Origin of the sequence: Pseudomonas sp. (assembly GCF_030698175.1) — a bacterium.
Lineage (GTDB): Bacteria > Pseudomonadota > Gammaproteobacteria > Pseudomonadales > Pseudomonadaceae > Aquipseudomonas.
Genome location: NZ_JAUYNT010000039.1, coordinates 1 through 25,021 on the forward strand (window position 1 = coordinate 1; position 25,021 = coordinate 25,021).

The 25,021-nt window shown below is 62.1% G+C and carries 19 protein-coding genes; 9 read left to right on the forward strand and 10 right to left on the reverse strand.

The genetic code is table 11. The features are described 5' to 3' along the window. Nucleotides 1–252: 252 nt before the first annotated feature. From Q8R10_RS18960 to Q8R10_RS18980, 5 genes are all read right to left on the reverse strand, one after another. Complete coding sequence (locus Q8R10_RS18960) at nt 253–558, reverse strand: BrnA antitoxin family protein (RefSeq protein WP_305655512.1); 306 nt, start codon at nt 556–558, stop codon at nt 253–255. Continuing rightward, entirely contained in the window at nt 551–811 is a 261-nt protein-coding gene (locus Q8R10_RS18965; RefSeq protein ID WP_305655513.1) for a BrnT family toxin, read from the reverse strand. Before Q8R10_RS18965 ends, Q8R10_RS18960 begins: the two co-directional genes overlap by 8 nt. 170 nt (nt 812–981) lie before the next feature. Beyond that, on the reverse strand, nt 982–2,526 hold the full coding sequence (locus tag Q8R10_RS18970; protein ID WP_305655514.1) for a phosphoenolpyruvate carboxykinase: 1,545 nt from the start codon (nt 2,524–2,526) through the stop codon (nt 982–984). A gap of 203 nt (nt 2,527–2,729) precedes the next feature. After that, the gene (gene hslO / locus Q8R10_RS18975; RefSeq protein WP_305655515.1) at nt 2,730–3,617 is read right to left on the reverse strand and encodes an Hsp33 family molecular chaperone HslO; all 888 of its coding nucleotides are present in this window, start codon (nt 3,615–3,617) and stop codon (nt 2,730–2,732) included. Nucleotides 3,618–3,863: 246 nt separating this feature from the next. Next, nucleotides 3,864–4,286 (reverse strand): RNA-binding S4 domain-containing protein, encoded by a 423-nt coding sequence (locus Q8R10_RS18980; protein WP_305655516.1) that lies wholly within the window; start codon nt 4,284–4,286, stop codon nt 3,864–3,866. A 122-nt stretch (nt 4,287–4,408) separates the two neighbouring features. Here Q8R10_RS18980 and Q8R10_RS18985 point away from each other — a divergent pair, with 122 nt between their 5' ends. From Q8R10_RS18985 to rimK, 3 genes are read left to right on the forward strand one after another with little or no spacing between them, the layout of a single operon-like run. After that, nucleotides 4,409–4,951 (forward strand): ATP-dependent zinc protease, encoded by a 543-nt coding sequence (locus Q8R10_RS18985; protein ID WP_371133371.1) that lies wholly within the window; start codon nt 4,409–4,411, stop codon nt 4,949–4,951. Continuing rightward, nucleotides 4,948–5,097, forward strand: coding sequence for a hypothetical protein (locus tag Q8R10_RS18990; RefSeq protein WP_305655517.1), 150 nt, complete (start codon nt 4,948–4,950; stop codon nt 5,095–5,097). Before Q8R10_RS18985 ends, Q8R10_RS18990 begins: the two co-directional genes overlap by 4 nt. Then, nucleotides 5,094–5,999 carry a 30S ribosomal protein S6--L-glutamate ligase gene (gene rimK / locus Q8R10_RS18995; protein ID WP_305655518.1) on the forward strand — a complete coding sequence of 302 codons (906 nt, stop codon included), beginning with the start codon at nt 5,094–5,096 and terminating at the stop codon, nt 5,997–5,999. Before Q8R10_RS18990 ends, rimK begins: the two co-directional genes overlap by 4 nt. Nucleotides 6,000–6,091: 92 nt before the next feature. Here the strand turns inward: rimK and Q8R10_RS19000 are convergent, their stop codons facing one another. From Q8R10_RS19000 to ompR, 3 genes are all read right to left on the reverse strand, one after another. Beyond that, entirely contained in the window at nt 6,092–9,877 is a 3,786-nt protein-coding gene (locus Q8R10_RS19000; protein WP_305655519.1) for an EAL domain-containing protein, read from the reverse strand. A gap of 138 nt (nt 9,878–10,015) precedes the next feature. Continuing rightward, a complete protein-coding gene (locus Q8R10_RS19005) occupies nt 10,016–11,329 on the reverse strand; it encodes an ATP-binding protein (RefSeq protein ID WP_305655520.1) in 1,314 nt (437 codons plus the stop codon). Nucleotides 11,330–11,339: 10 nt separating this feature from the next. Next, nucleotides 11,340–12,080, reverse strand: coding sequence for a two-component system response regulator OmpR (ompR, locus tag Q8R10_RS19010; protein ID WP_305655521.1), 741 nt, complete (start codon nt 12,078–12,080; stop codon nt 11,340–11,342). 212 nt (nt 12,081–12,292) lie between these two features. Between ompR and Q8R10_RS19015 the strand changes: the two genes are divergently transcribed. The 3 genes from Q8R10_RS19015 to rmf all read left to right on the forward strand — a co-directional run bounded on the left by Q8R10_RS19015 (nt 12,293) and on the right by rmf (nt 16,868). Next, nucleotides 12,293–14,605: a Tex family protein gene (locus Q8R10_RS19015; protein ID WP_305655522.1), complete on the forward strand. Its 2,313-nt coding sequence runs from the start codon at nt 12,293–12,295 to the stop codon at nt 14,603–14,605. Nucleotides 14,606–14,923: 318 nt separating this feature from the next. Beyond that, on the forward strand, nt 14,924–16,501 hold the full coding sequence (gene gshA, locus Q8R10_RS19020; protein WP_305655523.1) for a glutamate--cysteine ligase: 1,578 nt from the start codon (nt 14,924–14,926) through the stop codon (nt 16,499–16,501). 160 nt (nt 16,502–16,661) lie between these two features. Beyond that, the gene (gene rmf / locus Q8R10_RS19025) at nt 16,662–16,868 is read left to right on the forward strand and encodes a ribosome modulation factor (protein WP_305655524.1); all 207 of its coding nucleotides are present in this window, start codon (nt 16,662–16,664) and stop codon (nt 16,866–16,868) included. Nucleotides 16,869–17,002: 134 nt separating this feature from the next. On the opposite strand, the gene argA is transcribed toward rmf, so the two are convergent. Both argA and argE read right to left on the reverse strand, forming a co-directional pair. Continuing rightward, entirely contained in the window at nt 17,003–18,301 is a 1,299-nt protein-coding gene (gene argA, locus Q8R10_RS19030; RefSeq protein WP_305655525.1) for an amino-acid N-acetyltransferase, read from the reverse strand. 187 nt (nt 18,302–18,488) lie between these two features. Further along, nucleotides 18,489–19,631, reverse strand: coding sequence for an acetylornithine deacetylase (gene argE, locus Q8R10_RS19035; RefSeq protein WP_305655526.1), 1,143 nt, complete (start codon nt 19,629–19,631; stop codon nt 18,489–18,491). Nucleotides 19,632–19,782: 151 nt separating this feature from the next. Here argE and Q8R10_RS19040 point away from each other — a divergent pair, with 151 nt between their 5' ends. From Q8R10_RS19040 to Q8R10_RS19050, 3 genes are all read left to right on the forward strand, one after another. Next, nucleotides 19,783–21,159 (forward strand): inorganic triphosphatase, encoded by a 1,377-nt coding sequence (locus Q8R10_RS19040; protein WP_305655527.1) that lies wholly within the window; start codon nt 19,783–19,785, stop codon nt 21,157–21,159. Nucleotides 21,160–21,323: 164 nt separating this feature from the next. Beyond that, nucleotides 21,324–23,108, forward strand: a complete 1,785-nt coding sequence (locus Q8R10_RS19045; protein WP_305655528.1) for a GspE/PulE family protein — start codon at nt 21,324–21,326, stop codon at nt 23,106–23,108. A 95-nt stretch (nt 23,109–23,203) separates the two neighbouring features. Next, entirely contained in the window at nt 23,204–24,928 is a 1,725-nt protein-coding gene (locus Q8R10_RS19050; RefSeq protein WP_305655529.1) for a diguanylate cyclase, read from the forward strand. Nucleotides 24,929–25,021: the final 93 nt, after the last annotated feature.

Sequence of the window (25,021 nt, forward strand, 5' to 3'; positions counted from 1 at the left end):
ACTGCGGAAAAGCCGGACTTGGTCATTTTTCGCGCTCTTTTTCGTTAAAGAGAGCGACTATTCGCCTCAAAAGAGCGCAAAAACTGCCTCAAACCGGTCTTTCCCTCGCTACGGACGCCTAAGCCCGACAGGCTGCTAGCGGCGCGCAATGCCGGCCAGAGTCACCGGCCACGGCGGGCTTGTCATCCGACCTTTAGTGGTGCGCCAAGCAGGCCAGCCACTAACGACCAAACCAACGGCGCGGGCTAGCCACTACGCCGCATCGCGCGGGTCGTGGGTTTTCAGCCAGTCTTGCAGCGCGGCATTCATCCTGGTTTGCCAACCAGGGCCGGAGGCCTTGAAACTCGCGAGCACCTCGGCATTGAACCGCACCGTCGTCGACACCTTGGTCACGCCGGCAGGCCGGCCACGTTTTTTAGGCTTAAGCATTTGCGCTGCTTGCTCGGCACCAAACAGCTCAGGTAATACCTCTGCGGCCGGGCGCGCACGGGCGAAATCGGCCTCGCTCCATTGCGGATTGTCGGCGTCGATCAATTCAGAATTTTTACGCTTAAGCATATCGTTTCACCTCGCGGGAATTGGCCTTACGCAGGCTGATCACATGGACCTTGCCAGCGCGCGGCGTAAATACCACGACGAACAAGCGTTCGCCGATATACCCCAAGGCTTGATAACGGCGCTCACCGTAATCCTTGCGGGTATCTTCATGGATCAGTGCGCTCGACCAGTCGAAATCCACCATCAAATCGAACGGCAAGCCGCGACCCTGGATGTTGTTTTCGTTCTTGCCGGGATCGTAAGTAATGTCCACAAGACTTACTGTAGTAACAAAAAACAAACAGCGCAAGATATTCGTTACTACATAAATAAAGCCATGTAGTGCCGGCGAAACCCGCAACTGCCTGCACTGGCGCTTCGCGCGCGCTTTCTAGCGCCCAGAAAAAAACCGCCCGAAGGCGGTTTTTTTAAAACGCTAAGGCCTTACAGCTGTGGCCCCGCATTTTTGATGGCGTCTGATACATCGAACTTCTTGAAGTTGTCGATGAACTGCTGCGCCAGCACCTTGGCGGCGGCGTCGTAAGCGGCGCCGTCAGCCCAGGTGTTGCGTGGGTTGAGCAGATTAGTCTCAACACCCGGCACCAACTTCGGCACGTCGAGGTTGATCATCGGCAGGTGCTCGGTCTCGGCACCAATCAACGCGCCGCTCTGGATGGCCGCGATCACGCCGCGAGTGGTCGGGATGTTGAAGCGCTTGCCAACGCCGTAGCCGCCGCCGGTCCAGCCGGTATTGACCAGGTACACCTTGGAGCCGAAGCCCTTGATGCGCTTGATCAGCAACTCGGCGTATTCGCCCGCCGGACGTGGGAAGAACGGCGCGCCGAAGCAGGTGGAGAAGGTCGACTTGATGCCGCCGCCCGAACCCATTTCAGTCGAGCCGACCAACGCGGTGTAACCCGACAGGAAGTGGTAGGCCGCTTGCTCGTTGTTCAAAATCGACACTGGCGGCAGTACGCCGGTCAGGTCGCAGGTCAGGAAGATCACCGCATTCGGCTCGCCGGCACGATTGGCCTCGACGCGCTTCTCGATCAGCTCCAGCGGGTAAGCCGCACGGCTGTTCTGGGTCAGGCTGGCGTCGGCGTAGTCGGGCAGACGAGTGACCGGGTTGAGCACCACGTTTTCCAACACGGCGCCGAACTGGATGGCTTTCCAGATCACCGGCTCGTTCTTGGCCGACAGGTCAATGCACTTGGCGTAGCAGCCGCCTTCGATGTTGAACACGGTGCCCACGCCCCAGCCGTGTTCGTCGTCGCCAATCAGGTAACGGCTTTCATCGGCCGACAGGGTGGTTTTGCCGGTGCCCGAGAGGCCGAAGAACAGCGTGGTGTCGCCGTCTTCGCCAACGTTGGCGGCGCAGTGCATCGGCAGCACGTCAACCGCTGGCAGCAGGAAGTTCTGCACCGAGAACATGGCTTTCTTCATTTCGCCGGCGTACTGCATGCCCGCCAACAACACCTTCTTGGCAGCGAAGTTGATGATCACGCAACCATCGGAGTTGGTGCCGTCACGCTCAGGCACGCATTCGAAGAACGGCGCGTTGATGATCTGCCATTCGCGGCTGCTGCTGGGGTTGAACTGTTCTGGATTGATAAACAGGCAACGACCGAACAGGTTGTGCCAGGCGGTTTCGGTGGTCATTTTGATCGCCAAATAGTGCTCTGGGTGAGCGCCTACATGGACGTGGGAAACGAACGACTCGCGGCCGGCGACGTAAGCCTCTACGCGCTCCCACAGGGCATCGAACTTGTCGGCAGGGAACGGCCGGTTGATGCTGCCCCAGGCGATGGCGGCCTGAGTGGTGGGCTCTTCAACGATGAAGCGGTCCGCTGGGGAACGACCGGTACGGTGACCGGTTTTCACTACCAACGAACCGTTGGCGGCCAGCTCACCTTCGCCACGCCGAATCGCTTCTTCGATCAGTTGCGCGGCACTAATGTCGGTGTACACGGCGGTATTGGCTTGAGTCATGCGGGTCCCCGTCGGCCAGTGGCCGAGTCCTCCAGTCGTGATGTAGTGCCTAGAACTGACCACTACAACGGAAAAATTTGTCGGCAATTATGCCAGAAATCGCGAATGCGAGTGAAATACACTCAAAATCCGCGCCAATCCTGAGCCGATTAGGTCTGTGGGCAAGCAAACTGCGCAGGCCTAAAGCGCTCAGTGGTTATGCTTCAGTGGCGGGTTTCTGCGGCCCCGGCACTGCCACCGCCGGCGAATAACTGCGCCACATCGGCGGCGTCAAACGAGTAGCACTGATTGCAAAATTGGCAGTCGATGACGATAGCGCCTGCATGCTCGGTCAACAGTTGCTCGGCATCGGCCAGCCCTAAGCTGACCAGCGCATTGGCCGAACGTTCCCGCGAGCAGCTGCAACGAAAATTAAACGGGCTGGGTTCAAACAGCCGTACCGGCTCTTGGTGATAGAGCCGGTGCAGCAAGGTTTCATTGTCCAGCGCGAGCAGCTCTTCGGTGCTGAGGGTGCTGGTCAGGGTCAGCAGATGCTCCCAGTTATTGGCCCGCTCATCGCTGTCGGGCAGCCGATCAGCCGGTAATTGCTGGAGCATAAAACCGCGGGCGCGACGGCCATCGGCCTGCAATCGAAAACGCGTCGACAGTTGCTCGGAAGTTTCGAAATAGGCGGACAAGCAGGCGGCCAAATCCACCCCATCGAGGGCCACCACGCCTTGATACCGCTGGCCGCCGGTAGGATCAACGGTGATCGCCAGCATGCCTTCGGGCATCAGCTCATGCAGACCGGCATCGGCGCCGATCTGCTCGGCGTGGTAACGGGCAATCCCGCGCAGCTCACGGTTGCTCGAACACTCGACCATCAGCAGCGGCACCGCGCCGGTGGAGCGCGCTTGCAGAATCAGCAGGCCATCAAATTTGAGGGTGCCGACCAGCAAGGCGGCGGCGGCCAGCACCTCGCCCAGCAACTGGGCGACGGCCGGTGGGTACGGGTGTTTGGCCAAGACATGCTGATAACTGGCGTCGAGGGCGACCAGTTCGCCACGCACATCGCACTCATCAAACAGAAATCGCTGGGAAAAATCAGACATGCCAGTTTCGCTATGTTCGGCTCGGGCCGGCGATTTTAGGCGCAAACCGCCGGGCCACCAAGCGCCGGTTATCTATCGGGGCGATTGAGCCGGTCTTGCCTCTAGGCTTTTGTAGGTGCGGACTTGTCCGCGATTGGCCGAGCCCCATCGCAGGGCAGCAACCGCTCCCTACGGTTTACTGCATTTCCCACCTCCATGTGGGTCACAAATGCGCCCCTACAGGGTCCTCGGCATTAACCAAGGCCTTTATTGCTCCTGGGCATCGCGAAAACCATGGATCTGCCGACGCTGCTTCTTGGTTGGTCGCCCATCGGTGGTCATACCCAACGCGCCGGCCTTACGCAGGGCCGCCGCCTGCTCGCGGCGGACAATGCTCTCGGCGGTCTCCGTATACAGCTGCTGCGCCTCGCTGGCCCCCCGGCGTGCCGAAGACAGGGCCTCAACCCGCACCAGGCGCTCCTCGAAGCCCTGGCGAATCAGCAACTCATCACCGACCTTCGGCTCCTTGCTGGGTTTGCAGCGCTCGCCCTGGCAATGCACCTTGCCGCCCTCGATGGCCGCCTTGGCCAGGGCGCGGGTCTTGAAAAATCGCGCCGCCCACAGCCATTTGTCCAGACGCACGGCTTCGCTGGGGCTTGGATTGCTTTTGCCGCTTATTTTACCGCCCATTTTGCCTCGCTGTTTTAACCCGCCGACTTAAGTGTTCGGCTAAATCGCTGGATGCGCTCGGCATAATGCCCGACTAGAATGCCGACAACCTTATCTGACTTATCTGAAAAGCTGGCCCGGCTGTGAAGACTTTCGACCACCTCACCGTGATTGGCCTGCGCGAATGGGTCGCCTTACCCGAGCTGGGCGTGGCGGGCCTGCGGGCGAAGATCGACACCGGTGCCAGCACCTCGACCCTGCACGCCTCCGATATCGAAGTGTTCGAGCAGCAGGGTGCCGGCTGGGTACGTTTTAGCGCGCACTTCGGCAGCCAGGCGCAATTGCGTCATCGCCGTTGCGAAGCGCCGTTGGTAACGCTAAAAACCATCAAAAGCTCCAACGGCCAGACCCAGACTCGCTACGTGATCCGTACTCAACTGAGCCTGGGTGACCGCACCTGGCCGGTGGACTTCACCCTGACCTGCCGCAAAGCCATGCGCTACCGCCTATTGATCGGCGCCAAGGCACTGATCGACGGGCAATTGGTGGTTAATCCGGCCCTTACTTATATTCAAGACAAGCCGACAACCCCGCCCCCCATTCAGCATAAGCCGGCCCTAACGGCCCCTCTTCAACACGAGCCGGCGCTGCCGGCACTTATTTCTTGCGCTACAGGTGTTAAATGAAAATCGCTGTGCTGTCGCGTAACCCGCGCTTGTATTCCACCCGCCGCCTGGTCAATGCCCTGCTCGACAGTCAGCTCGCGGCTAACCCTGCGCGCACCGCCGCATCAGACCAATCGCCGCTCGCCAACCTCGCCGGTGCCCAATGAAAATCGCCGTGCTGTCGCGCAACCCGCGCCTGTATTCCACCCGCCGGCTGGTTGAAGCCGGTCAGCAGCGCGGCCATGAGATGGTGGTGATCGACACCCTGCGCGCCTATATGAACATCGCCAGCCACAAGCCGCAGATCCACTACCGCGGCAAACCCCTGGAAGGCTTCGATGCGGTGATCCCGCGGATCGGCGCCTCGGTGACTTTTTATGGCTGCGCGGTGCTGCGCCAGTTCGAGATGATGGGGGTGTTTCCGCTCAACGAGTCGGTGGCCATCGCCCGCTCGCGGGACAAGCTGCGCTCCCTGCAACTGCTGTCGCGGCGCGGCGTAGGTTTGCCGGTGACCGGTTTTGCCCACTCCCCGGATGACATTCCCGACCTGATAGAAATGGTCAACGGCGCGCCCCTGGTGATTAAAGTGCTGGAAGGCACCCAGGGCATCGGCGTGGTGCTGTGTGAAACCTCGACCGCCGCCGAGTCGGTGATCGAAGCCTTTATGGGCCTCAAGCAAGACATCATGGTCCAGGAATACATCAAGGAAGCCGGTGGCGCCGATATTCGCTGCTTCGTGGTCGGCGATAAGGTGATCGCAGCGATGAAACGCCAGGCCAAACCCGGCGAGTTCCGCTCCAACCTGCACCGCGGCGGCACCGCCAGCCTGATCAAAATCACCCCCGAGGAGCGCATGACCGCCATCCGCGCAGCCAAGGTGATGGGCCTGAGCGTCGCCGGGGTGGATATCTTGCGCTCCAACCACGGCCCGCTGGTGATGGAGGTCAACTCCTCGCCGGGCCTGGAAGGCATCGAAACCACCACCAGCAAAGATGTCGCCGGGATTATCATTCAGTACATCGAGAAATCCGGCGGGCCCAACCTGACCCGCACCAAGGGCACCGGCTGACGCCGCAGGCAGCCCGCCAACGTTGCAGCACTGCGGATTTGACGAACTGTTCATGGCATTGGCGGACTGTTCGCTGCGCTCCTGAGTCCGCCCTACTCCCCACTTCCCACTCGCTCCCCACTCCCCTGCTGCTGCAACCAATCGAGAAACTCCGCTTCGGCCAGTGGCTTGCTGAACAGATAACCCTGGCCAATGGCGCAGCCGCGCTCGCGCAGAAACGCCAGCTGCTCGGGGTTTTCGATGCCTTCGGCGACGCATTCCAGGTCGAGGTTGTGGGCGATCAGCAAGATGGTTTCCACCAGCATGCGATCACTGAGATCACCTTGCAGGTCGTGAATAAAGCTGCGGTCGACCTTTAGCCGGTCCAGCGGCAAGCGCTTGAGATAGGTCAGCGATGAGTAGCCGGTGCCAAAGTCATCGATGGCAAAGCGCACGCCCAAGTCTTTCAAACCCTGCATGGCCTGAATGCATTGTTCGACGTTCTCGACCAACACACTCTCGGTGATTTCCAGCTCCAGCGCGCTGGCGGCCAAGCCGTGACGTTGCAGGCAGGCGCTGACCTGCGCCACCACATCGACTTGGCGTAATTGCCGCGGGCTGAGGTTGACCGCCAGCACCAGCTCCGGCCACTGCGGCTGCCAGCGTGCTAACGCCGCACAGGCTTGCTCGAGCACCCAATCGCCAAGTTCGAGAATCAAGCCGGTTTCTTCGGCCAGCGGGATAAATTGCTCCGGCGAGATGGCACCGCGCTGCGGGTGTTGCCAGCGCAGCAACACCTCGGCGCCAATCACGCGGTTATCGGCCAGCGCCAACTGCGGCTGAAACACCAGGTGCAGCTGATTGCGCACTATGGCCTGGCGCAACTCGCTTTGCATCAGCAGGCGCTGGTCGATGGCCGCCTGCATTTCTTTGGCAAAAAAGTGCAGGCCATTGCGACCACTTTGTTTGGCCTGATACATGGCGGTGTCGGCTTGCTTGAGCGCGTCGGCGGCGGCCTGACCCGGCAGTGGATGCAAACTGATGCCGATGCTGGCACTGATCGACAATTCATGACCGTCGATCAAATAACTACCGAGCAGGCACTCGAGCAGTTTCTCGCCGATCTCGGCGGCTCGCTCGGCGGCGCCTTCCAGGTTGTCGGCCAGGGCTTCGAGCAACACCAAAAACTCATCACCACCAATCCGTGCCAGGGTGTCTTCGGCGCGCAGGCAGCCGGCCAAGCGTGCGCTGACCTCGCGCAGCAAGGTGTCGCCGACCGGGTGACCAAGGCTGTCGTTGACGGTTTTAAAGTGATCCAAATCGATAAACAGTAAGGCGCCAAAACGCCGCTCACGCTGCTCGCGGACGATGGCGTGCTGCAAACGATCAGACAATAAACGTCGATTCGGCAGCCCGGTGAGCTCATCGCTAAAGGCCAGGCGTTCGATCTCTTTCTGGTAGCGCTGACGCTCGGAAATATCGGTAACGCTCAGGCGAATCAGCGGGCGCTGCTGACTCGGCAAACGCACCAAGCTGACTTCGCAGGGCCGCACGCGCCCCCCGGCGTCACGCAGCAGCCAATCAAACACCGGCACCGCACCGGCCAATGCAGCCTTCGCATGAGCCCGCGCCAGGCGGCGCGACGACTGCCCGTTGGCCTGAATAGCGGGGCAGTACCGGGTCGGCATAGTGCCCAGCAGTTGCTCGCGCGGGGTGCCGAACAGTCGCACAGCATTGTCATTGGCCTCGATAATTCCACGCTCGGTATCGAGCAACAGAATCGCCTCGGGCGCGTGCTCGACCAAAATCTGATAGCGCGCCTCGGCTTCATGGCGCGCACTGATGTCGTCAATTAGTGCCAGGCAAGCTTCCAGTTCCCCCTCTACGTTGCGCACCGCACGCAGGCTCAAACGCACATAAACACTGCTGGCATCGCTGCGCACAAAGCGCTTGTCCAGCTCGTATTCATCCCGGCTGCCCGCCCGCAGCGCGTCAAACAAGTGCGTTTCAAGAGCCAAGTCATCGGCATGGGTAATCGCCGCCCAACTGCTTTGGCGCAAGGTTTCGGCGCTGCGTTCAAGGATCTGGCAGAGCTTGTTATTGACCTGCAACCACTGCCCCTGCGGGCCGATCATAGCCATGCCGATCAGCGGTGCATCGAAGAACATGCGCAGCCATTCATCGCGCTCGTGCAGTTGTTTTTGCGCCAATTTGCGCGCGGAAATATCTTGAGTGGCCCCGTAAATACGCACTACCTGCTGCTCGTGCTGCTCGCAAAAACCCTTGATCCGTAACCAGCGCAGGCTCCCGCGCGCGCCATACATGCGCGCCTCGAGGTCAAACGGCTGAGCCGATTGCAATGCCGCTTCCAGGGTGGCCTCGATACGCCCACGAGACTCATCATCAAAATAACTCAGAGCCTGATTAAGCGTTGGCGTCGGCTCGGCCGAATCCAATTCATAGAGGCGAAAAGTACCCTCGCTCCAGAACATGTCGCGGCCCGGCAGGTTCAGCACCCAGCCACCGATATCGGCAATCGCCTCGGTTTGCGCGAGTAACTGGGTTTGCCGTAACAGCTCTTCGCGCTGCTTGTGCAACGCCTGGTTTTGCCACTCGCGGGCGCTGACATCGTGCTGCATGCCGATGTAATGGCTGATGCCCTGAGCGTCGCGCATGGGCGTCAGACTGAGCTCATTCCAGAACGCGTGACCGTCTTTGCGATAGTTACGCAGCACCACCCGGCAAGATTCGCTGCGCTGCAAGGCCGCCCGCACCGTTGCCAGCGCCACCTGCGGCGGCGCTTGACCCTGCAACAGGCGACAGTTGCGCCCAAGCATTTCGCTGGCGGAGTAACCACTGAGCCGCTCAAAGGCCGGATTGCAGTAAATCAGCGGAAAATCGACCTGCCGTGCATCGCTGATGCTGATCCCCAGCGGGCAGGCCTCCAGCACCGAGTTGGCCAGCGCCAACTGCTGCTGCATCTGCGCGCTGCGGGCCAAGGCCTGGCGCAAATCACTCAGGCTGCGACCGACCAGCAAGGTGGCGCAAAGCAACAGCAGCGCACTCAGGTGCAGTCCGGTGCGCTGCGGGTCGAGCCAGGCATCAACCGCGCCTGTCCCCTGCAATGCCGGCAGCACTATGGCCAGCAGCGTGGTCAGGCCAGCCCCAAACACCGCACCACTAAAGCCCCAGCGCAAGGCCAGCAGCAGCATCACGCAAGCCACCAACGGCAGCGCCAACAACGGCGGCAGCAAACTCAACAACAGCGGCAAAGCACACAACAACGCCAGCAGTAACAGCCGTGGTGGTGCAGGACACGGCGCCACAGCTTCGGGCAGATCCACCGGTAACTGGCACCAGCCACGGCCACGTAAATAGGGTGTGAGGTAGACCAGCAATGTCACGCACAGGCCCAGACTGGTCAGACTGTCGACCAACCATTGGGCCAGAATCGCCGCTGGCAAATCGCTCCAGGCGATACGCCCCAGCAGCTGCAAATTGCCTTGCACGGTCAAGGCCATTAACAGCAAGGGCAATAACACACCGAGCAAGATCAACCGCAGCAAGGGGGTAAAGTTCGCCAGGGCGGCATCAAAGGGTCGTCGCCCCAGCAGCCACCAGGCCAGGGCCACGCAGAGGGTTTCTGGCACTGCATAGAGGGGTGCCCACTGCCAGTCGAGCCCCCATAAAGGGATGCTCAGCAGCGCGTTTAGATACAGCGCCGGTAATACCCGCGGCCCCCACCACAGGCACAACACCAAGCCCAGGCCAAACGGCAGGTAACCCAGCGCGATCCCGCCAAGGTACTGGCTGGACAAGGACAACCAAGTGGCCACATGTAACAGCGGCAGCGCGAGCCACCAGGTCCATGTTGGCAAACGCCAAGCTGCTGCGGGCATAGATCTCTCGCCTCAATACGCGTCCTGAGCGTAGTTCAGCCGCGCTCGGCGTGCCGCTTAAACCCGTTGCCGATGCTCTAAATCGCTTGCTGCCCGCACACAACGCACACCGCGTCCGATTCTAGCCAGCATGCCGGGTTACACCGCGTTGCGCGGCAGCATCAGCCCAATTGGCAGGCAAACCCGCGCCTCGACCCCGCCACCGGAGCGATTGAGCAACTCGACACTGCCGCCATGCAGTGCAGCAATCCGCTTCACAATCGCCAAGCCCAGGCCCGCGCCTTTGCCACCACGGGCCTTATCGCCACGAATAAAGGGATTAAACAGCTGCGCGAGCTCCGCCGGATCGACCCCGACGCCGCGATCCAGCACGCTCAGCACCACATAGGGCGCGCCGCAACTGCCGGTCACATAGGCGGCCACTTCGACGCCGTCGGTGCCGTAGCGCAGGGCATTTTCGATCAGATTGGTCAGCAGCCGCTTGATCGACACCCGCCGCAGGGGCAGCGCCGGCATGCTCTCCAGACACAGGCGCACCTGTTCTTTGGCCTGGTTGTAGGGCGCCACCAGATCTTCGATCAACGCACCGAGATCGACTTGCTCCAGCGCCTCATCGCGACCATCGCGGATAAAGGCCAAAAACTGCTCGAGAATGGCGTCCATGTCCTCGATGTCACGCACCATGTCGTCAGTCAGTTCGGCATCGCTGTGCAGTAACTCCAGCGCCAGGCGCAGGCGCGTCAGCGGTGTGCGCAGGTCATGGGAGACGCCGGCGAGCATCAGTTCGCGCTCGCGGGCGCCCTGCTCGACGTCTTCGGCCATTTGATTAAAAGCCCGGTAGACCTCGGCAATTTCACTCGGGGTGTCGCTTTCCGGCAGCCGCACGCTGCGACCCTGACCCAATTGGCGGGCGGCAAACACCAGGCGTTTCAAGGGCGCACTGAGCTGGCGCACGAAAATCCAGGCCGCACCCGTAGAGAGCAAGCCGATGGCCAAGAACCAGCCGAGCACGCCCCAGATCCGCTGCCCGCGCAACGGGTGCGGATACAGCGGTACTATCAGCCAGTCCGGGCCCAGGCTGGGTGCGCGCACCCACAGCGCCGGTGGGTGCTGGACGCGCACCCGCACCTCGGTATCGGCGCCCAACTCCGCCTGCATTTGCCGCTCAAACACACTGCTGTAAGGCCAATGTTGCTCCCCGGCCGGCACACTCTCAACCGGCACCACGCGCAAGCCGGACGCCTTGCTGATAGCGACCTGCGATTGTTCACCCACCGCCCAATAGCTACGCACCGTCAACGCGGTGCCGTGGCTGTATTGACGATCAACCAGCACGTCCTCGTTCATCATTAGATAAACCAGGGTCAGGGCCTTGGAAAACAGCACCACGCCCAACACCAACCAGAGGGTGCGAGCGAAGAAGCTTTGCGGGAACCAGAGTGGGGTTTTCATGGATTACGATTTACTTACCGTCGGGCACAAACACATAACCCACGCCCCAGACCGTCTGGATATAGCGCGGCTTGGACGGGTCGGGCTCGATCATCCGGCGCAGTCGGGATATCTGCACGTCAATGGAGCGCTCCAGCGCGTCCCACTCGCGGCCACGGGCCAGGTTCATCAGTTTGTCCCGGGTCAGCGGCTCGCGGGCATGCTGCACCAAGGCTTTGAGCACGGCGAATTCGCCGGTGGTGAGCATATGGACTTCATCGCCCTTCTTCAGCTCGCGGGTGGCGAGGAACAGCTCGTACTCACCGAAGCTGACGGTTTCGTCCTCGCTGCCCGGCGCGCCCGGCACCACTGGTGCCTGGCGGCGCAACACAGCTTTGATTCGCGCCAGCAGCTCGCGCGGGTTAAATGGCTTGCCCAGATAGTCGTCGGCGCCCAACTCCAGGCCCTGAATCCGGCTGCCCTCATCGCCCTTGGCGGTGAGCATGATGATCGGCATCTGGTTGTTGGCCTCGCGCAGGCGCTTACAGGCGCTGAGGCCGTCTTCGCCGGGCAGCATCAGGTCGAGCACCAACAACTGAAACAGCTCGCGGCCGAGCACACGGTCCATTTGCTCGGTGTTTTCCACGGCTTTAACGCGGTAGCCCTGCTCGGTCAAAAAGCGCTCGAGCAAACGGCGCAAACCCGGATCGTCATCGACGATGAGGATTTTTTCGCCTTCGTCGGCACTGTTGGTTTTCGATTCAGCGGTCATGGCAGCTCCTTGGCTAATACGCGGCATTATGGCGCAGCCAGTGCGTGGGCGTATCGCCACCATTGTTAGCAGATTTGTCCTTGCGGCTGGAAAGTTGGAAAAAGTGGGGAGTGGGAAGTCCCACTGCGCCCACTCCCCACTCCCCACTCAGGTACAATGCCGGCCTTTTCAGACGGTCTAGACCGGTTTCCAATTCGTTAGTAGGTGGATCTATGGACAGCATCAACAACCGTATCGCCGAGGAACTGGGCGTACGTCCGCAGCAAGTGGCCGCCGCCGTGGCGTTGCTGGATGAAGGTTCGACCGTGCCATTTATCTCGCGCTACCGCAAAGAAGTCACCGGCAGCCTCGACGATACCCAGCTGCGTAACTTAGAGGAGCGCCTGCGTTACCTGCGCGAGCTGGACGACCGTCGCGCCAGCATCCTTGCCAGCATCAATGAGCAAGGCAAGCTGACCCCGGAGCTGGCCCGTGAGATCAATCTGGCCGACACCAAGACCCGCCTCGAAGACTTGTATTTGCCCTACAAGCAAAAGCGCCGCACCAAGGGCCAGATCGCCCTGGAAGCCGGTCTCGGCGAGCTGGCCGACGCGCTGTTTAGCGACCCGAGCCTGAATCCCGAGTCCGAAGCGGCACGCTTTATCGACGCCGAAAAAGGCTTCGCCGACCTCAAATCCGTGCTCGAAGGCGCCAAGTACATCCTGATGGAGCGCTTCGCCGAAGACGCCACCTTGCTGACCAATCTGCGTAGCTTCCTCAAGCAGGAAGCCACCCTCAGCGCCCGTTTGGTGGCGGGCAAGGAAGAAGAAGGCGCCAAGTTTCGCGACTACTTTGAGCACGACGAGCGCTTCAAGAGCGTGCCCTCGCACCGTGCCCTGGCGATTTTCCGTGGCCGCAATGAAGGCTTCCTCAGCGCTGGCCTGAAGGTCGGCGACGAGTTACCGGGCAGCATGCATCCGGGCGAAGGCATGATTGCCGAGCGTTTCGGCATCACCAATCAAAACCGCCCGGCCGATAAATGGCTGGCCGAGGTGGTGCGCTGGACCTGGAAGGTCAAGCTCTACACCCACCTGGAAACCGACTTGTTCGGCGAGCTGCGCGAAGGCGCCGAAGACGAAGCCATCATGGTCTTCGCCCGTAACCTGCATGATTTGCTGCTGGCCGCCCCGGCCGGCCCACGGGCGACGCTGGCCCTCGATCCGGGCCTGCGCACCGGCTGCAAAGTGGCGGTGGTGGATGCCACCGGCAAGGTGCTGGACACCGCCACCGTCTACCCCCACGCGCCACGCAACGACTGGGACGGCACCTTGGTGACGCTGGCCAAGCTGTGCGCCAAGCATCAGGTTGACCTGATCTCCATCGGCAACGGCACCGCCAGCCGCGAGACAGACAAACTGGCCGCCGACCTGATCAAACAGCTGCCTAGCCTGAAGCTGACCAAGGTGATGGTTTCCGAGGCCGGCGCCTCGGTGTATTCGGCCTCGGAACTGGCCGCCAAAGAATTCCCCGATCTGGACGTGACCCTGCGCGGCGCCGTCTCCATCGCCCGCCGGCTGCAAGACCCGCTGGCCGAGCTGGTGAAGATCGACCCGAAATCCATCGGCGTCGGCCAGTACCAGCATGACGTCTCGCAACTGAAACTGGCCCGTGGTCTCGATGCCGTGGTGGAAGACTGCGTAAACGCCGTCGGCGTCGACGTCAACACCGCCTCGGTGGCCTTGCTGGCGCGGATCTCCGGTCTCAACAGCACCTTGGCGCAAAATATCGTCAACCACCGCGACACTAACGGTGCCTTCAAGACCCGCGCTGCCTTGCTGAAAGTGCCGCGCCTGGGCGAGAAAACCTTCGAGCAAGCCGCCGGCTTCTTGCGCGTAATGAACGGCGACAACCCGTTGGACGCCTCGGCCGTGCACCCGGAAACCTACTCATTGGTGCAACGGATCGCCGTGGATACCGGCCGCGATATTCGCTCGCTGATCGGCGATGCCAGCACCCTCAAGCGCCTCGATCCCAAGCAATACGTCGACGAAAAATTCGGCCTGACCACCATCAGCGACATTCTGCTGGAGCTGGAAAAACCCGGCCGCGACCCACGCCCCGAGTTCAAAACCGCCGAGTTCCAGGAGGGCGTGGAAACCCTTAAAGACCTAAAGCTCGGCATGCAGCTGGAAGGCGTAGTCACCAACGTCACCAACTTCGGCGCCTTCGTCGACATCGGCGTGCACCAGGACGGCCTGGTACATATCTCGGCACTGTCAGAAAAGTTCGTCAAAAACCCTTACGAAGTGGTCAAGGCCGGCGACATCGTGCGGGTCAAGGTCATGGAAGTGGACATCCCGCGTAACCGCGTGGCCCTGAGCATGCGCATGGGCGACACCCCCGGCGAGAAAATCGAAGGCCCACGCGGCGGCAACAAGGGCAACGCCCCACGCACCGAACGGCATTCCAGCCAGGACAAGCCCGCGCCCGCCAACGCCGGCATGGCCGCGCTGTTTGCCGGCGCCAAACAGATGAAAAAGAAGTAAGAAGTTGGGAGTGGGAAGTGGGGAGTAGGGCGGACTCAGGAGCGCAGCGAACAGTCCGCCGCGCTTGATCGCCACGATGGACACCGCCGAAGGCCGTACTGCCTGCGACGAGTACGGCCTACAGACCTGTCGCAGCCAAGCAAGTAACCTTAATGCTGGTGCGCTAGGCTTGGCTCGAACCCGCACGGCATGCCCATAAGCGCCCGAGTCGCAGCTCCACCGATAACTGCGGTTACCTCTTGGCCCTTGTACAGCGGCGCTGGCGTCCCCATATTGGGGCGACTGACGTGTGAAGGGCTGCCTTCAAGGAATCGCATTTTGAACTCTCTGCTGCCCCGTCGCTTAGGCCTTTTAGCCGAACCTGCCAATCTGCCACTGCTCAGCCAATGCCTGCACGGTATTGAGCGCGAATGCCTGCGCGTCGATGCAGACGGTCAGCTGGCACTCACCCCGCACCCGCAAGCCCTGGGTTCGGCCCTGACCCATGCGCAGATCACCACCGATTACTCCGAGTCGTTGCTGGAGTTCATCACCCCCGCCGAGCCGGATGCCGCGCAAACCCTGGCCGATCTGGAGCAGATTCACCGCGCCGCCTACAGCCAACTGGGCGATGAGCTGTTGTGGAGCCCGTCGATGCCCTGCCCGCTGCCGAGTGAGGAGCAGATCCCGATCGCCCGCTATGGCAGCTCGAATATCGGCCGACTCAAGTACGTCTATCGCCAAGGGCTGGCCCTGCGTTACGGCAAGAGCATGCAGTGCATTGCCGGCATTCATTACAACTTCTCGCTACCCGAAGCCATTTGGCCGCTGCTGCAAAGCCTGGATGGCGATCAGCACAGTGCCCGCGATTATCAGTCGGCGCGCTATATCGGTCTGATCCGTAATTTCCGCCGTTACAGCTGGCTGCTGATGTACCTGTTCGGCGCCTCGCCGGCCCTGGATGCCGGCTTCCTGCGTGGCCGCCCGCACCAACTGCAGCAGCTGGATGCCGACACCCTGTACCTGCCCTACGCCACCAGCTTGCGGATGAGCGACCTGGGCTACCAAAGCAGCGCCCAGAGCGGCCTGACGCCCTGCTACAACGACCTCGACAGCTATATCCATAGCCTGCGCAAAGCCGTGGCCACGCCCTACCCGGCCTATGCCGAGATCGGCATGCAGAAAGATGGCCAGTGGCTGCAGCTCAACACCAACGTGTTGCAGATCGAGAACGAGTACTACTCGAGCATCCGCCCCAAGCGGGTCACCGACAGCGGCGAGCGGCCGATTCAGGCGCTGGTGGCCCGCGGCGTGCAATACGTCGAGGCTCGCTGCCTGGACATCAACCCCTTCCTGCCACTGGGGATAGACCTGGTTGAGGCGCGTTTTCTCGATGCCTTCTTGCTGTTCTGTGCCCTGCAGGACAGCCCGCTGCTGAGCAGCGAGGAATGCCACGCCGCCACCGGCAACTTCCTCAAAGTGGTCAAGGAAGGCCGGCGCCCCGGCCTGCATCTGCAACACCAAGGCCAACCAATCGAACTGACGGCCTTGGCGCAGCAATTGCTCGAACGCATTCAACCGGTGGCGGCGCTGCTCGACCAGAGTCATGGCGGCAGCGCCCATGCCGACAGTCTGACCCAGCAACAGACCAAAGTTGCTGACCCAAGCCTGACGCCCTCGGCTCAAGTGCTGGCCAAGCTGCGCGAGCACGGCGAAAGCTTTGCCCAGTTCTCCCTGCGCCAGAGCCGTGTGCACGCCGAATATTTGCGCAGCCAGCCGCTCCGCGCAGCCGAGCAGGCCGCGTTTAGCGCCAGCGTCAGCGAGTCGCTGGCCGCCCAGGCACGGATGGAAAGCGAGCCGGCCGGCAGCTTCGAAGACTTCGTCGCGGCCTATCAGGCGAGCATCTTGCAGGTGTAGGGCGGGTTAGACGCGTAGCGGCGTAACCCGCCGTTGGCTGAGACAAGCGTCGAACCCGTCACAAATGCGCAAAGCTACTTGGCGATCCATGCAAAGCTGCTCGGTTTGCCTGAATCAGCCAGCTAGCATAAGCGCAGACCTATCACTGCGAGCCCTCAACATGGCGCCTTCCGCGCTCCCCGATGCAGACCAAGCCTGGAGTTTGGACAGCCTTAACAAGGCTTACCAGCAAGGTTACATGGCCGGCCTGACGGGCCAACAGCTGCAACTACAACCCTATCCGGCCGAAGTATTGGCGGCCGCTTGGGAAGCCGGCTGGGCCGATGGCGAAGAGCAATTCAAACTGTATCTGCAAAAAAGCGCGTAGGTCGGGCCGGTAACGGTGCCGACATCTAGCCGATTAAGCCTTGGATCAGCTTGTAGGATGGGTCGAGCGCAGCGATACCCATCGACGGCTGCCGGTGGGCAACGCTTCGCGGTTGCCCACTTCCCACTCCCCATCTATAGCTGTTTTTCAAACACCTTGGAATTACGCTGATTGTTGTACAGCGAGGCGCGCGCCGCCGGCAGGCTCTCGACGCCGCTGGGCTGGAAGCCGCGCTCGCGAAACCAGTGGGCGGTGCGGGTGGTCAGCACAAACAGCGTCTGCAGCCCCAGCGCCCGGGCGCGCTCCTCGATCCGTTCGAGCAGCTCGTCACCGCGACCGCCATGGCGGTACTCCGGGTTGACCGCCAGGCAAGCCAGCTCGCCGGCCGTTGAGTCGGCAATCGGATAGAGCGCCGCGCAGGCGATGATCAAGCCGTCGCGCTCGACGATGCTGAACTGTTCGATCTCGCGCTCCAGCACTTCGCGCGAGCGGCGCACCAGAATGCCTTGCTCCTCCAGCGGGCTGATCAGCTCGAGCAAACCGCCGACATCCTCGATGGTGGCTTCGCGCAATTGCTCGAACTGCTCCTGGCTGACCAGGGTGCCGCCACCGTCACGGGTGAACAGCTCGGTCAGCAGGGCGCCGTCGGCGCTGTAACTGACGATATGGCTGCGGGCCACGCCGGCCCGACAGGCTTGCGCTGCAGCGTCCAGTAACTCGGCCTGATAGTCATTACCCAACCGGGCCAAATGGGCCGGCACCTGTTGCGGGCGCAACTCACGGATCAGTGCACCGGCTTCATCCAGCAGGCCGCGCTCGCTGCTAAACAGCAACAGCTTGTCGGCCTGTAAATCGATGGCCGCGCGCATGGCCACGTCTTCACAGGCCAGGTTAAAAATCTCTCCGGTCGGCGAGTAACCCAGCGACGACAGCACGACGATGCTGCGCTCATCCAGCAGGCGATTGATGCCCTTGCGATCAACCCGCCGCACTTCGCCGGTGTGGTGGTAATCGACGCCGTCCAGCACGCCAATCGGCCGCGCGGTGACGAAGTTGCCACCCGTGACCCGCAAACGCGAGCCCTGCATCGGCGAGGCGGCCATGTCCATCGACAGCCGCGCCTCGATGGCGATACGCATCTGCCCGACGGCGTCGATCACGCACTCCAGGGTCGGCGCATCGGTGATCCGCAGGTTACGGTGAAAGCGCGGCGTCAGGCCACGGGCAGCCAGGCGGGTTTCGATTTGCGGGCGTGAGCCGTGCACCAGCACCAGCCGCACACCAAGGCTGTGCAGCAGCACCAGGTCGTGAACGATATTGCCAAAGTTGGCGTCGGCCACCCCTTCACCGGGCAGCATCACCACAAAGGTGCAGTCGCGGTGGGCGTTGATATAGGGCGAGGCGTGGCGCAGCCAGGTAACGTAATCGGGCATAGATGAATCTCAAGATAAGTGGGGAGTGGGAAGTTGGACAGCTGGGAAGTGGAAAGTGGGAAGTTAGTGGAAACCCTGCTTACGGCTTTTCCTCCATGCCTCAGCGCCTCTGTGAGCTAAAACAACCAAGCTCGCCGCACCGCGCCCACTCCCCAGCTCTCCCACTGCCCACTCCCCAGCGCCCCACTCACCGCAAACAATAATGCTGGATCAATTGGCGCAAAATCCGCACCGTCGGTTCGATCCGTGCCAACTCGAGAAACTCGTTGGGCTGATGGGCGCAGGCGATGTCGCCAGGGCCCAATATCAGGGTTTCGCAACCGAGCTGCTGAAGATACGGCGCTTCGGTGGCAAAGGCTACCGCATCGGCGGCTTGCCCCGTCAGTCGCTCGGCCAAACGCACTAATTCACAGTCAGCAGCCTGCTCGAACGGTGGCACGCCGGGAAAAATCGGCCCGTAGTCGATGCGCACCTGGCGCTGCTCGGCCAGTGGCTGGAGTTTCTGCCGGATCGCCGCCCGCAGCACTTCCGGGTCCATGCCCGGCAACGGGCGCAAATCAAACTCCAGCGAGCACTGCCCGCAGATGCGGTTGGGATTGTCTCCGCCATGGATACAACCCAGATTCAGGGTCGGCTGCGGCACATTGAACAGCGGATTGCGATATTCCAGCTGCCATTGCTGGCGCAGCACCAGCAGCTCGGCAATCGCCGCGTGCATGGCCTCCAGCGCGCTATGACCGAGGCTCGGGTCGGAGGAATGGCCGCTCTGACCGAGGATGTCGATACGCTCCATCATCACGCCTTTATGCAGGCGAATAGGTTTGAGCCCGGTCGGCTCGCCGATCACCGCGGCGCGCCCCAGCGGCCGGCCAGCCTCGGCCAAAGCGCGGGCGCCGGACATCGAGCTTTCTTCATCGCAGGTGGCCAGAATCAGCAGCGGCTGCTGGAACGGCTGATCCAGCAGGCCACGCACCGCCTCGATCACCAGCGGGAAGAAACCCTTCATGTCGCACACGCCGAGGCCGACCCAACGGTCGCCGACCTCGGTCAGTTTGAGCGGGTCGCTCTGCCACAGCGCCGCATCGAAGGGCACCGTATCGCTATGGCCGGCCAGCACCAGGCCGCCGGGGCCGCTGCCGTAGGTGGCGAGCAGATTGGCCTTGCCGGGGCTGATGGTTTGCACTTCGCAGTTAAAGCCCAGATCGCCCAGCCAGCTGGCCAGCAACTCGATCACCGGCAAGTTGGACTGATCCCAGGCCGGCTGGGTGCAACTCACCGAAGGCGCGGCAATCAGCGCGGCGAATTGGTCTTGCAGAGAAGGGATTGGCATCGGTGGGCTCCGGGGTAGGGCTCAATCATAGAGTGATCTGCCCGCCCGGCGCTATCGCCGGCGGCCCGGCAGGCTCCTAGTCCTGTACACTGCAGGGTTCAAGCAGCCCAATCAAGCTGCGCCCTGTTATTCGCGTTTGGACACCCAGCTCATGCAAAAAGAAACCGAAATCAAGTTGCGCGTCAGCCGTGAAACCCTGATCGCACTGCGTGAGCACCCGCTGCTGAAAAAGCGCAACAAGAGCGGCTGGGAGCGGCGCGAGCTGTTCAATCAGTATTTCGACACGCCAAGCCGCGAGCTGGCCCAGGCCAAGGTCGCGCTGCGCATCCGCCGCGATGGCGACGAGTTTATCCAAACCCTGAAAACCCGTGGTCAGAGCGTGGCCGGCCTGTCGGAGCGCAACGAATACGACTGGGCCTTGAGCAAAGCCAAACTCGACGCGAAAAAACTCGACGGCGACTGCTGGCCGGCCAGTCTGGCCGAGTTGGACAAGAAGCAACTAAGCGCCATCTTCACCACCGATTTTGTCCGCGAACGCGCCGAAATCGCCTGGGGCCGTGGCAAGGCCAAGGTAGTAATCGAAGCGGCGCTGGATCTCGGTAAAGTCATCGCCGGCAAACACAGCGAAGAAATCTGCGAGCTGGAACTGGAGCTGCGCCAAGGCGAACCCGCCGCCCTGCTGGAGTTGGCCGCCGAATTGGCCGCCGACCTGGCCTTGATGCCCTGCGACATCAGCAAGGCCGAGCGCGGTTATCGCCTGTTCGATGCCAACAGCTACTCACTCAGCCTGCCCGCGCCTGAGCTGAACGCCGAAATGGCCCTGGACGACGCTTTCGCCGCCCTGGCCTGGCACCTGCTGGGCAGCAGCCAGCGCCTGGCCGAGCAATACCGCTTCAATGGTCACTGGCGCTTGCTGCTCGACTGGGTCGAGCAGCTGGTCGAACTGCGCGCCCTGCTCGGCAGCCTCGGCCAGGCCGCACCACGGGTGGCCAGCCATGAGTTGCGCAGCCACCTGGATGCCTTGCTCGCCGATTGGCGCCCACGGGCCCTGGCCGGCCAGCTCGACGACGCCGTACGCCAAGCCGCACCGGCGCAGTTTGCCGAGGAACTTAATGGCACCCGCTGGGGCCTGTTCTCGCTGCAGGCTTCGCGCTGGCTGCTAGCCCGCAGCTGGGCGGCCGAGCGCAACAACCGCGGCAACCGCCAAGGCGCCGCGCCACTGGGCAACTGGCTGCCGACCCTGATCAAAGATGAGGGCGTGGCCCTGCAGCTCAAACGTTACCAGCAGCAACCGGAAGATTTGGCCGAGCAACTGCCACGCATCGAACGCCTGCTGACTTGGCTGCACCTGGCTCGCAGCGTGTTGGAAGTACCGGAAGTCGACCGTCTATACGGAGAACTGTGCAAACTCAATGAGCTGGCCTGCCGGCCACTGAACTCTGAGTTGCACCCCGAGCTGTTGGCCGAGCGCTGCGCCCAGGCGCAAACTGTGCAGACGCTCAAGGCGTGGAAGCTGTTGATGAAATAAGCTACAACCGCCGGCGTAGGGCGGACTCAGGAGCGTAGCGAACAGTCCGCCAATGTGCGCCGCGAACAGTTCGCAACCAGACACAACACCGTGTCTTATGGCGTACTGCCTGCGGCGAGTACACCCTACGCGAGTCGACCACCACATCACCTCAAGGATGCCCTATGTCTGCCAACCCCTCGTCCGCCCCGGATCGTTTGCTGGATCTCAACGACCTGCTGCGCGAGTTGGTAAGCCAAGGCCGCATCAATCAAGAAACCGCCGAGCAATGCCTGAACATTCGCCGCAGCGCGGTGAATAATCAGCAGCATCCGCTGGAGTTTATCGCCAGCCAGCAAGTCGATGACCTGCTGCGTCCCGGTAAAAAACTCGACCTGGAAAGCCTCACCGTCTGGCTTGCCGAACTGGCCGGCCAGCCTTATATGCGTATCGACCCGCTGAAAATCGACGTGGCAGCCGTCACCCCGCTGATGTCTTACGCCTTCGCCCAGCGCCACAAGATTCTCGCCGTGGCCGCCGACAAAGACGCCGTCACCATCGCCAGCGCCCAACCTTTTATGCACGGCTGGGAAGCCAACCTGGCCCATGTGCTCAAGCGCCCGATCAAGCGGGTGGTGGCCAACCCGACCGACATTCAGCGCTTCACCATCGAGTTTTTCCGCCTGGCCAAATCGGTCACCGGCGCCAACAGCACCGACCAAAAACTCAGCAACTTCGGCAACTTCGAGCAGTTGCTCAAGCTCGGCGCCAGCGATCAGGAGCCGGATGCCAACGACGCACACATCGTCAATATCGTCGACTGGCTGTTCCAGTACGCCTTTCAGCAGCGGGCCAGCGATATCCATATCGAACCGCGCCGCGAGCAAGGCACGGTGCGCTTTCGCATCGATGGCGTGCTGCACAACGTCTATCAATTCCCGCCACAAGTGACCATGGCCATCGTCAGCCGGCTGAAATCCCTCGGGCGGATGAACATCGCCGAGAAGCGCAAACCCCAGGACGGCCGGGTCAAGACCAAGATCCCCGATGGCGGTGAAGTGGAGCTGCGTCTCTCGACCCTGCCCACCGCCTTCGGCGAGAAGATGGTGATGCGGATTTTCGACCCGGAAGTGCTGCTGAAAAGCTTCGATCAGCTGGGTTTCTCCCCGGACGACCTGCGCCGCTGGCAGCACATGACCGAGCAGCCGAATGGCATCATCCTGGTCACCGGTCCGACCGGCTCGGGCAAGACCACCACCCTCTACACCACGCTAAAACACCTGGCCACCAGCGAGGTGAACCTGTGCACCATCGAAGACCCGATAGAGATGGTGGAGCCTGCGTTTAACCAGATGCAGGTGCAGAGCAATATCGACCTGACCTTCGCCAGCGGCGTGCGCGCCCTGATGCGCCAAGACCCGGACATCATCATGATCGGCGAAATCCGCGACCTGGAAACCGCCGAGATGGCGATCCAGGCGGCGCTGACCGGCCACCTGGTGCTGTCCACCCTGCACACCAACGATGCGCCGAGCGCCATCACCCGCCTGCTGGAACTCGGCGTGCCGCATTACCTGCTCAAAGCCACCCTGCTCGGGGTCATGGCCCAGCGCCTGGTGCGCACCCTGTGCCCGCACTGCAAGGCGCCGCTGGAACTGGCGGAAGACGACTGGCAGAGCCTGACCAAGCCCTGGAACGCACCGCTGCCGACTGGCGCGCAACAAGCCGTGGGCTGCTTGGAATGCCGCGACACCGGCTACCGTGGCCGCGCCGGGGTGTATGAAATCATGCTGCTCAATGACGGCATGAAAAGCCTGATCAGCGCCGACACCGACCTGGTGGCCTTGCGCCGCCAGGCCTTCAAGGAAGGCATGCGCAGCTTGCGTTTGTCGGGCGCGCAAAAGGTCGCCGCCGGGCTGACCACCATCGAAGAAGTGCTGCGCGTGACCCCGCAAAGCGAGCAGAAATAACCGCTGCGTCAGGCTCGCGCCGCGAGACATGACCGCCGAGTCACTGCCCGGTTAGACTTGGGTCGTTGCCACTCAAAACCGCAGAGCCGATAAGCATGCAGCGACGACTCGCCCCCTACCTACGCCTGATCACGCTGTGCCTGCTGCTGGGGCTGGCACGCGGCGTTTGGGCGCAGCCACTGCAGGTCGACGCGCTGCCCGCCGGCCACGCCGGCCTGCTCAGCCAGGTGTTGCAAGAAGATGACGGCCCGTTGACGGTTGAGCAGGCCATGGCGCGCTTCCAGCAAGGCCAGGGCCGGCCGGGGCAGAGCCCGGTTCTGAATTTTGGCATCGGCAGTCGGCCGACCTGGCTGCACCTGCAACTGCTCAACGCCAGCAACGCACCGGTCTCGGTACTGGTGGTCACCGGCACCACCTGGATCGATGCCCTGCAACTTTCGCTGCTGCAGGACGGCCAGCTGCTCAAACAGTGGCAATCCGGCGATGCCCTGGCCGGCGCCGCTGAGTTGATCCCCGGTATTGGCTACGTGGTGCCCCTGCAAATCCCCAGCGGCAGCAGCCAGCTCTACCTGCGCGCGCAGAGCCCCGACCCGCTGGTGCTGCCGATCGAGGTGCTGTCCAAACAGGGCTTTCTCGCCCGTGATCGTGAATACAAGTTCGTCTACGGCCTGATCTACGGCTTTCTGCTGTCGCTGATCGTCTACAACAGCATGCTGTTTATCGGCCTGCGTGACCGCAGTTACCTGTATTACTCGATCTACCTGAGCCTGTTTGCCCTGCTCAACTTCGCCTACTCGGGCCATGGTTTTGCCTGGGTCTGGGCAAACAATCCACAGCTGCAGAACCACATCATCCTGGTCTGCATGGTGCTGTTCGGTAGCAGCGGCCTGGCCTTCGCCAGCAGTTTTCTGGACCTGGCGCAAAACGCCCCCAAAGCCCTGCGCCTACTCAAGGCGCTGGCAACCATCGGCATCGGCGCGCTGCTGATCAGCCTGCTGCTGGGCCAGCAGTCAATCGAGGCGTTGGTGGCCTTCAGCTACAGCCTGGTGGCCACCGTGAGCATGGCCCTGCTGGGTTTGATCACCCTCCGGCAGGGGCGCGTGGCGGGGCGCTATTACCAGGCGGCGACCCTCTGCGGCATGCTCGGCGCGGTAATCACCACGCTCACCGTGTGGGGCGCCTTACCATTCACCGGTTGGAACTACGGCGCCGTGAAGATCGGCATCATTCTCCAGGCCACCCTGCTGGCCCTCGGGTTGAGCCTCAAGGTGCGCCAGCAGCAGACGGACAAACTGCACGCCGAGCGCCTGGCCCAACACGACCCACTGACCGGCCTGCTCAACCGCCGCGGCTTCAACCAGCAAGCCGCCACATTGTGGAGCACCAGCCTGCGCAATCAGCGGCCGCTCTCACTGATCATGCTCGACCTCGACCACTTCAAACGGCTCAACGATCAGTACGGTCATGACTTCGGCGATCAGGCCCTGGAAGCCGTCGCCAAACTGCTGGAGCGCAGCTGCCGCACCGGCGACCTGACCACGCGCTGGGGCGGCGAAGAGTTTCTGCTGCTGTTGCCGGAAACCGACCTGGCCCACGCCCAAGCACTGGCAGAGCGGCTGCGCCTGGCAATTCAAGCCATAGCCCTGCAAGCCGGGGAGCAGCAGGCCAGCCTCAGCGGCAGCTTCGGGGTAACCGAACGCGCACAACAGCAACAACTCGAACAGCTGATCAACGAAGCCGATCGGCGCTTGTATGCGGCCAAGCAGGCCGGTCGCAACTGCGTCTGTGCCAGCACACCCCTCGAGGCTGGTGCGCAGTAAAGTCACAGCGCTCACCTAAGGTAAGCAAAGGTAACAAGGCCATTGCCCATCGCCTGAAGCTGTTTACACTCAGTCCAGAACCCGACTAAACAA

What these genes read in the sequence shown, in the direction of transcription:
- Q8R10_RS18960 (WP_305655512.1), bottom strand. Translation starts at nt 558, where the DNA reads ATGCTTAAGCGTAAAAATTCTGAATTGATCGACGCCGACAATCCGCAA.
- Q8R10_RS18970 (WP_305655514.1), bottom strand. Translation starts at nt 2,526, where the DNA reads ATGACTCAAGCCAATACCGCCGTGTACACCGACATTAGTGCCGCGCAA.
- hslO (WP_305655515.1), bottom strand. Translation starts at nt 3,617, where the DNA reads ATGTCTGATTTTTCCCAGCGATTTCTGTTTGATGAGTGCGATGTGCGT.
- Q8R10_RS18980 (WP_305655516.1), bottom strand. Translation starts at nt 4,286, where the DNA reads ATGGGCGGTAAAATAAGCGGCAAAAGCAATCCAAGCCCCAGCGAAGCC.
- Q8R10_RS18990 (WP_305655517.1), top strand. Translation starts at nt 4,948, where the DNA reads ATGAAAATCGCTGTGCTGTCGCGTAACCCGCGCTTGTATTCCACCCGC.
- rimK (WP_305655518.1), top strand. Translation starts at nt 5,094, where the DNA reads ATGAAAATCGCCGTGCTGTCGCGCAACCCGCGCCTGTATTCCACCCGC.
- Q8R10_RS19000 (WP_305655519.1), bottom strand. Translation starts at nt 9,877, where the DNA reads ATGCCCGCAGCAGCTTGGCGTTTGCCAACATGGACCTGGTGGCTCGCG.
- Q8R10_RS19005 (WP_305655520.1), bottom strand. Translation starts at nt 11,329, where the DNA reads ATGAAAACCCCACTCTGGTTCCCGCAAAGCTTCTTCGCTCGCACCCTC.
- ompR (WP_305655521.1), bottom strand. Translation starts at nt 12,080, where the DNA reads ATGACCGCTGAATCGAAAACCAACAGTGCCGACGAAGGCGAAAAAATC.
- Q8R10_RS19015 (WP_305655522.1), top strand. Translation starts at nt 12,293, where the DNA reads ATGGACAGCATCAACAACCGTATCGCCGAGGAACTGGGCGTACGTCCG.
- rmf (WP_305655524.1), top strand. Translation starts at nt 16,662, where the DNA reads ATGGCGCCTTCCGCGCTCCCCGATGCAGACCAAGCCTGGAGTTTGGAC.
- argA (WP_305655525.1), bottom strand. Translation starts at nt 18,301, where the DNA reads ATGCCCGATTACGTTACCTGGCTGCGCCACGCCTCGCCCTATATCAAC.
- argE (WP_305655526.1), bottom strand. Translation starts at nt 19,631, where the DNA reads ATGCCAATCCCTTCTCTGCAAGACCAATTCGCCGCGCTGATTGCCGCG.
- Q8R10_RS19040 (WP_305655527.1), top strand. Translation starts at nt 19,783, where the DNA reads ATGCAAAAAGAAACCGAAATCAAGTTGCGCGTCAGCCGTGAAACCCTG.
- Q8R10_RS19045 (WP_305655528.1), top strand. Translation starts at nt 21,324, where the DNA reads ATGTCTGCCAACCCCTCGTCCGCCCCGGATCGTTTGCTGGATCTCAAC.
- Q8R10_RS19050 (WP_305655529.1), top strand. Translation starts at nt 23,204, where the DNA reads ATGCAGCGACGACTCGCCCCCTACCTACGCCTGATCACGCTGTGCCTG.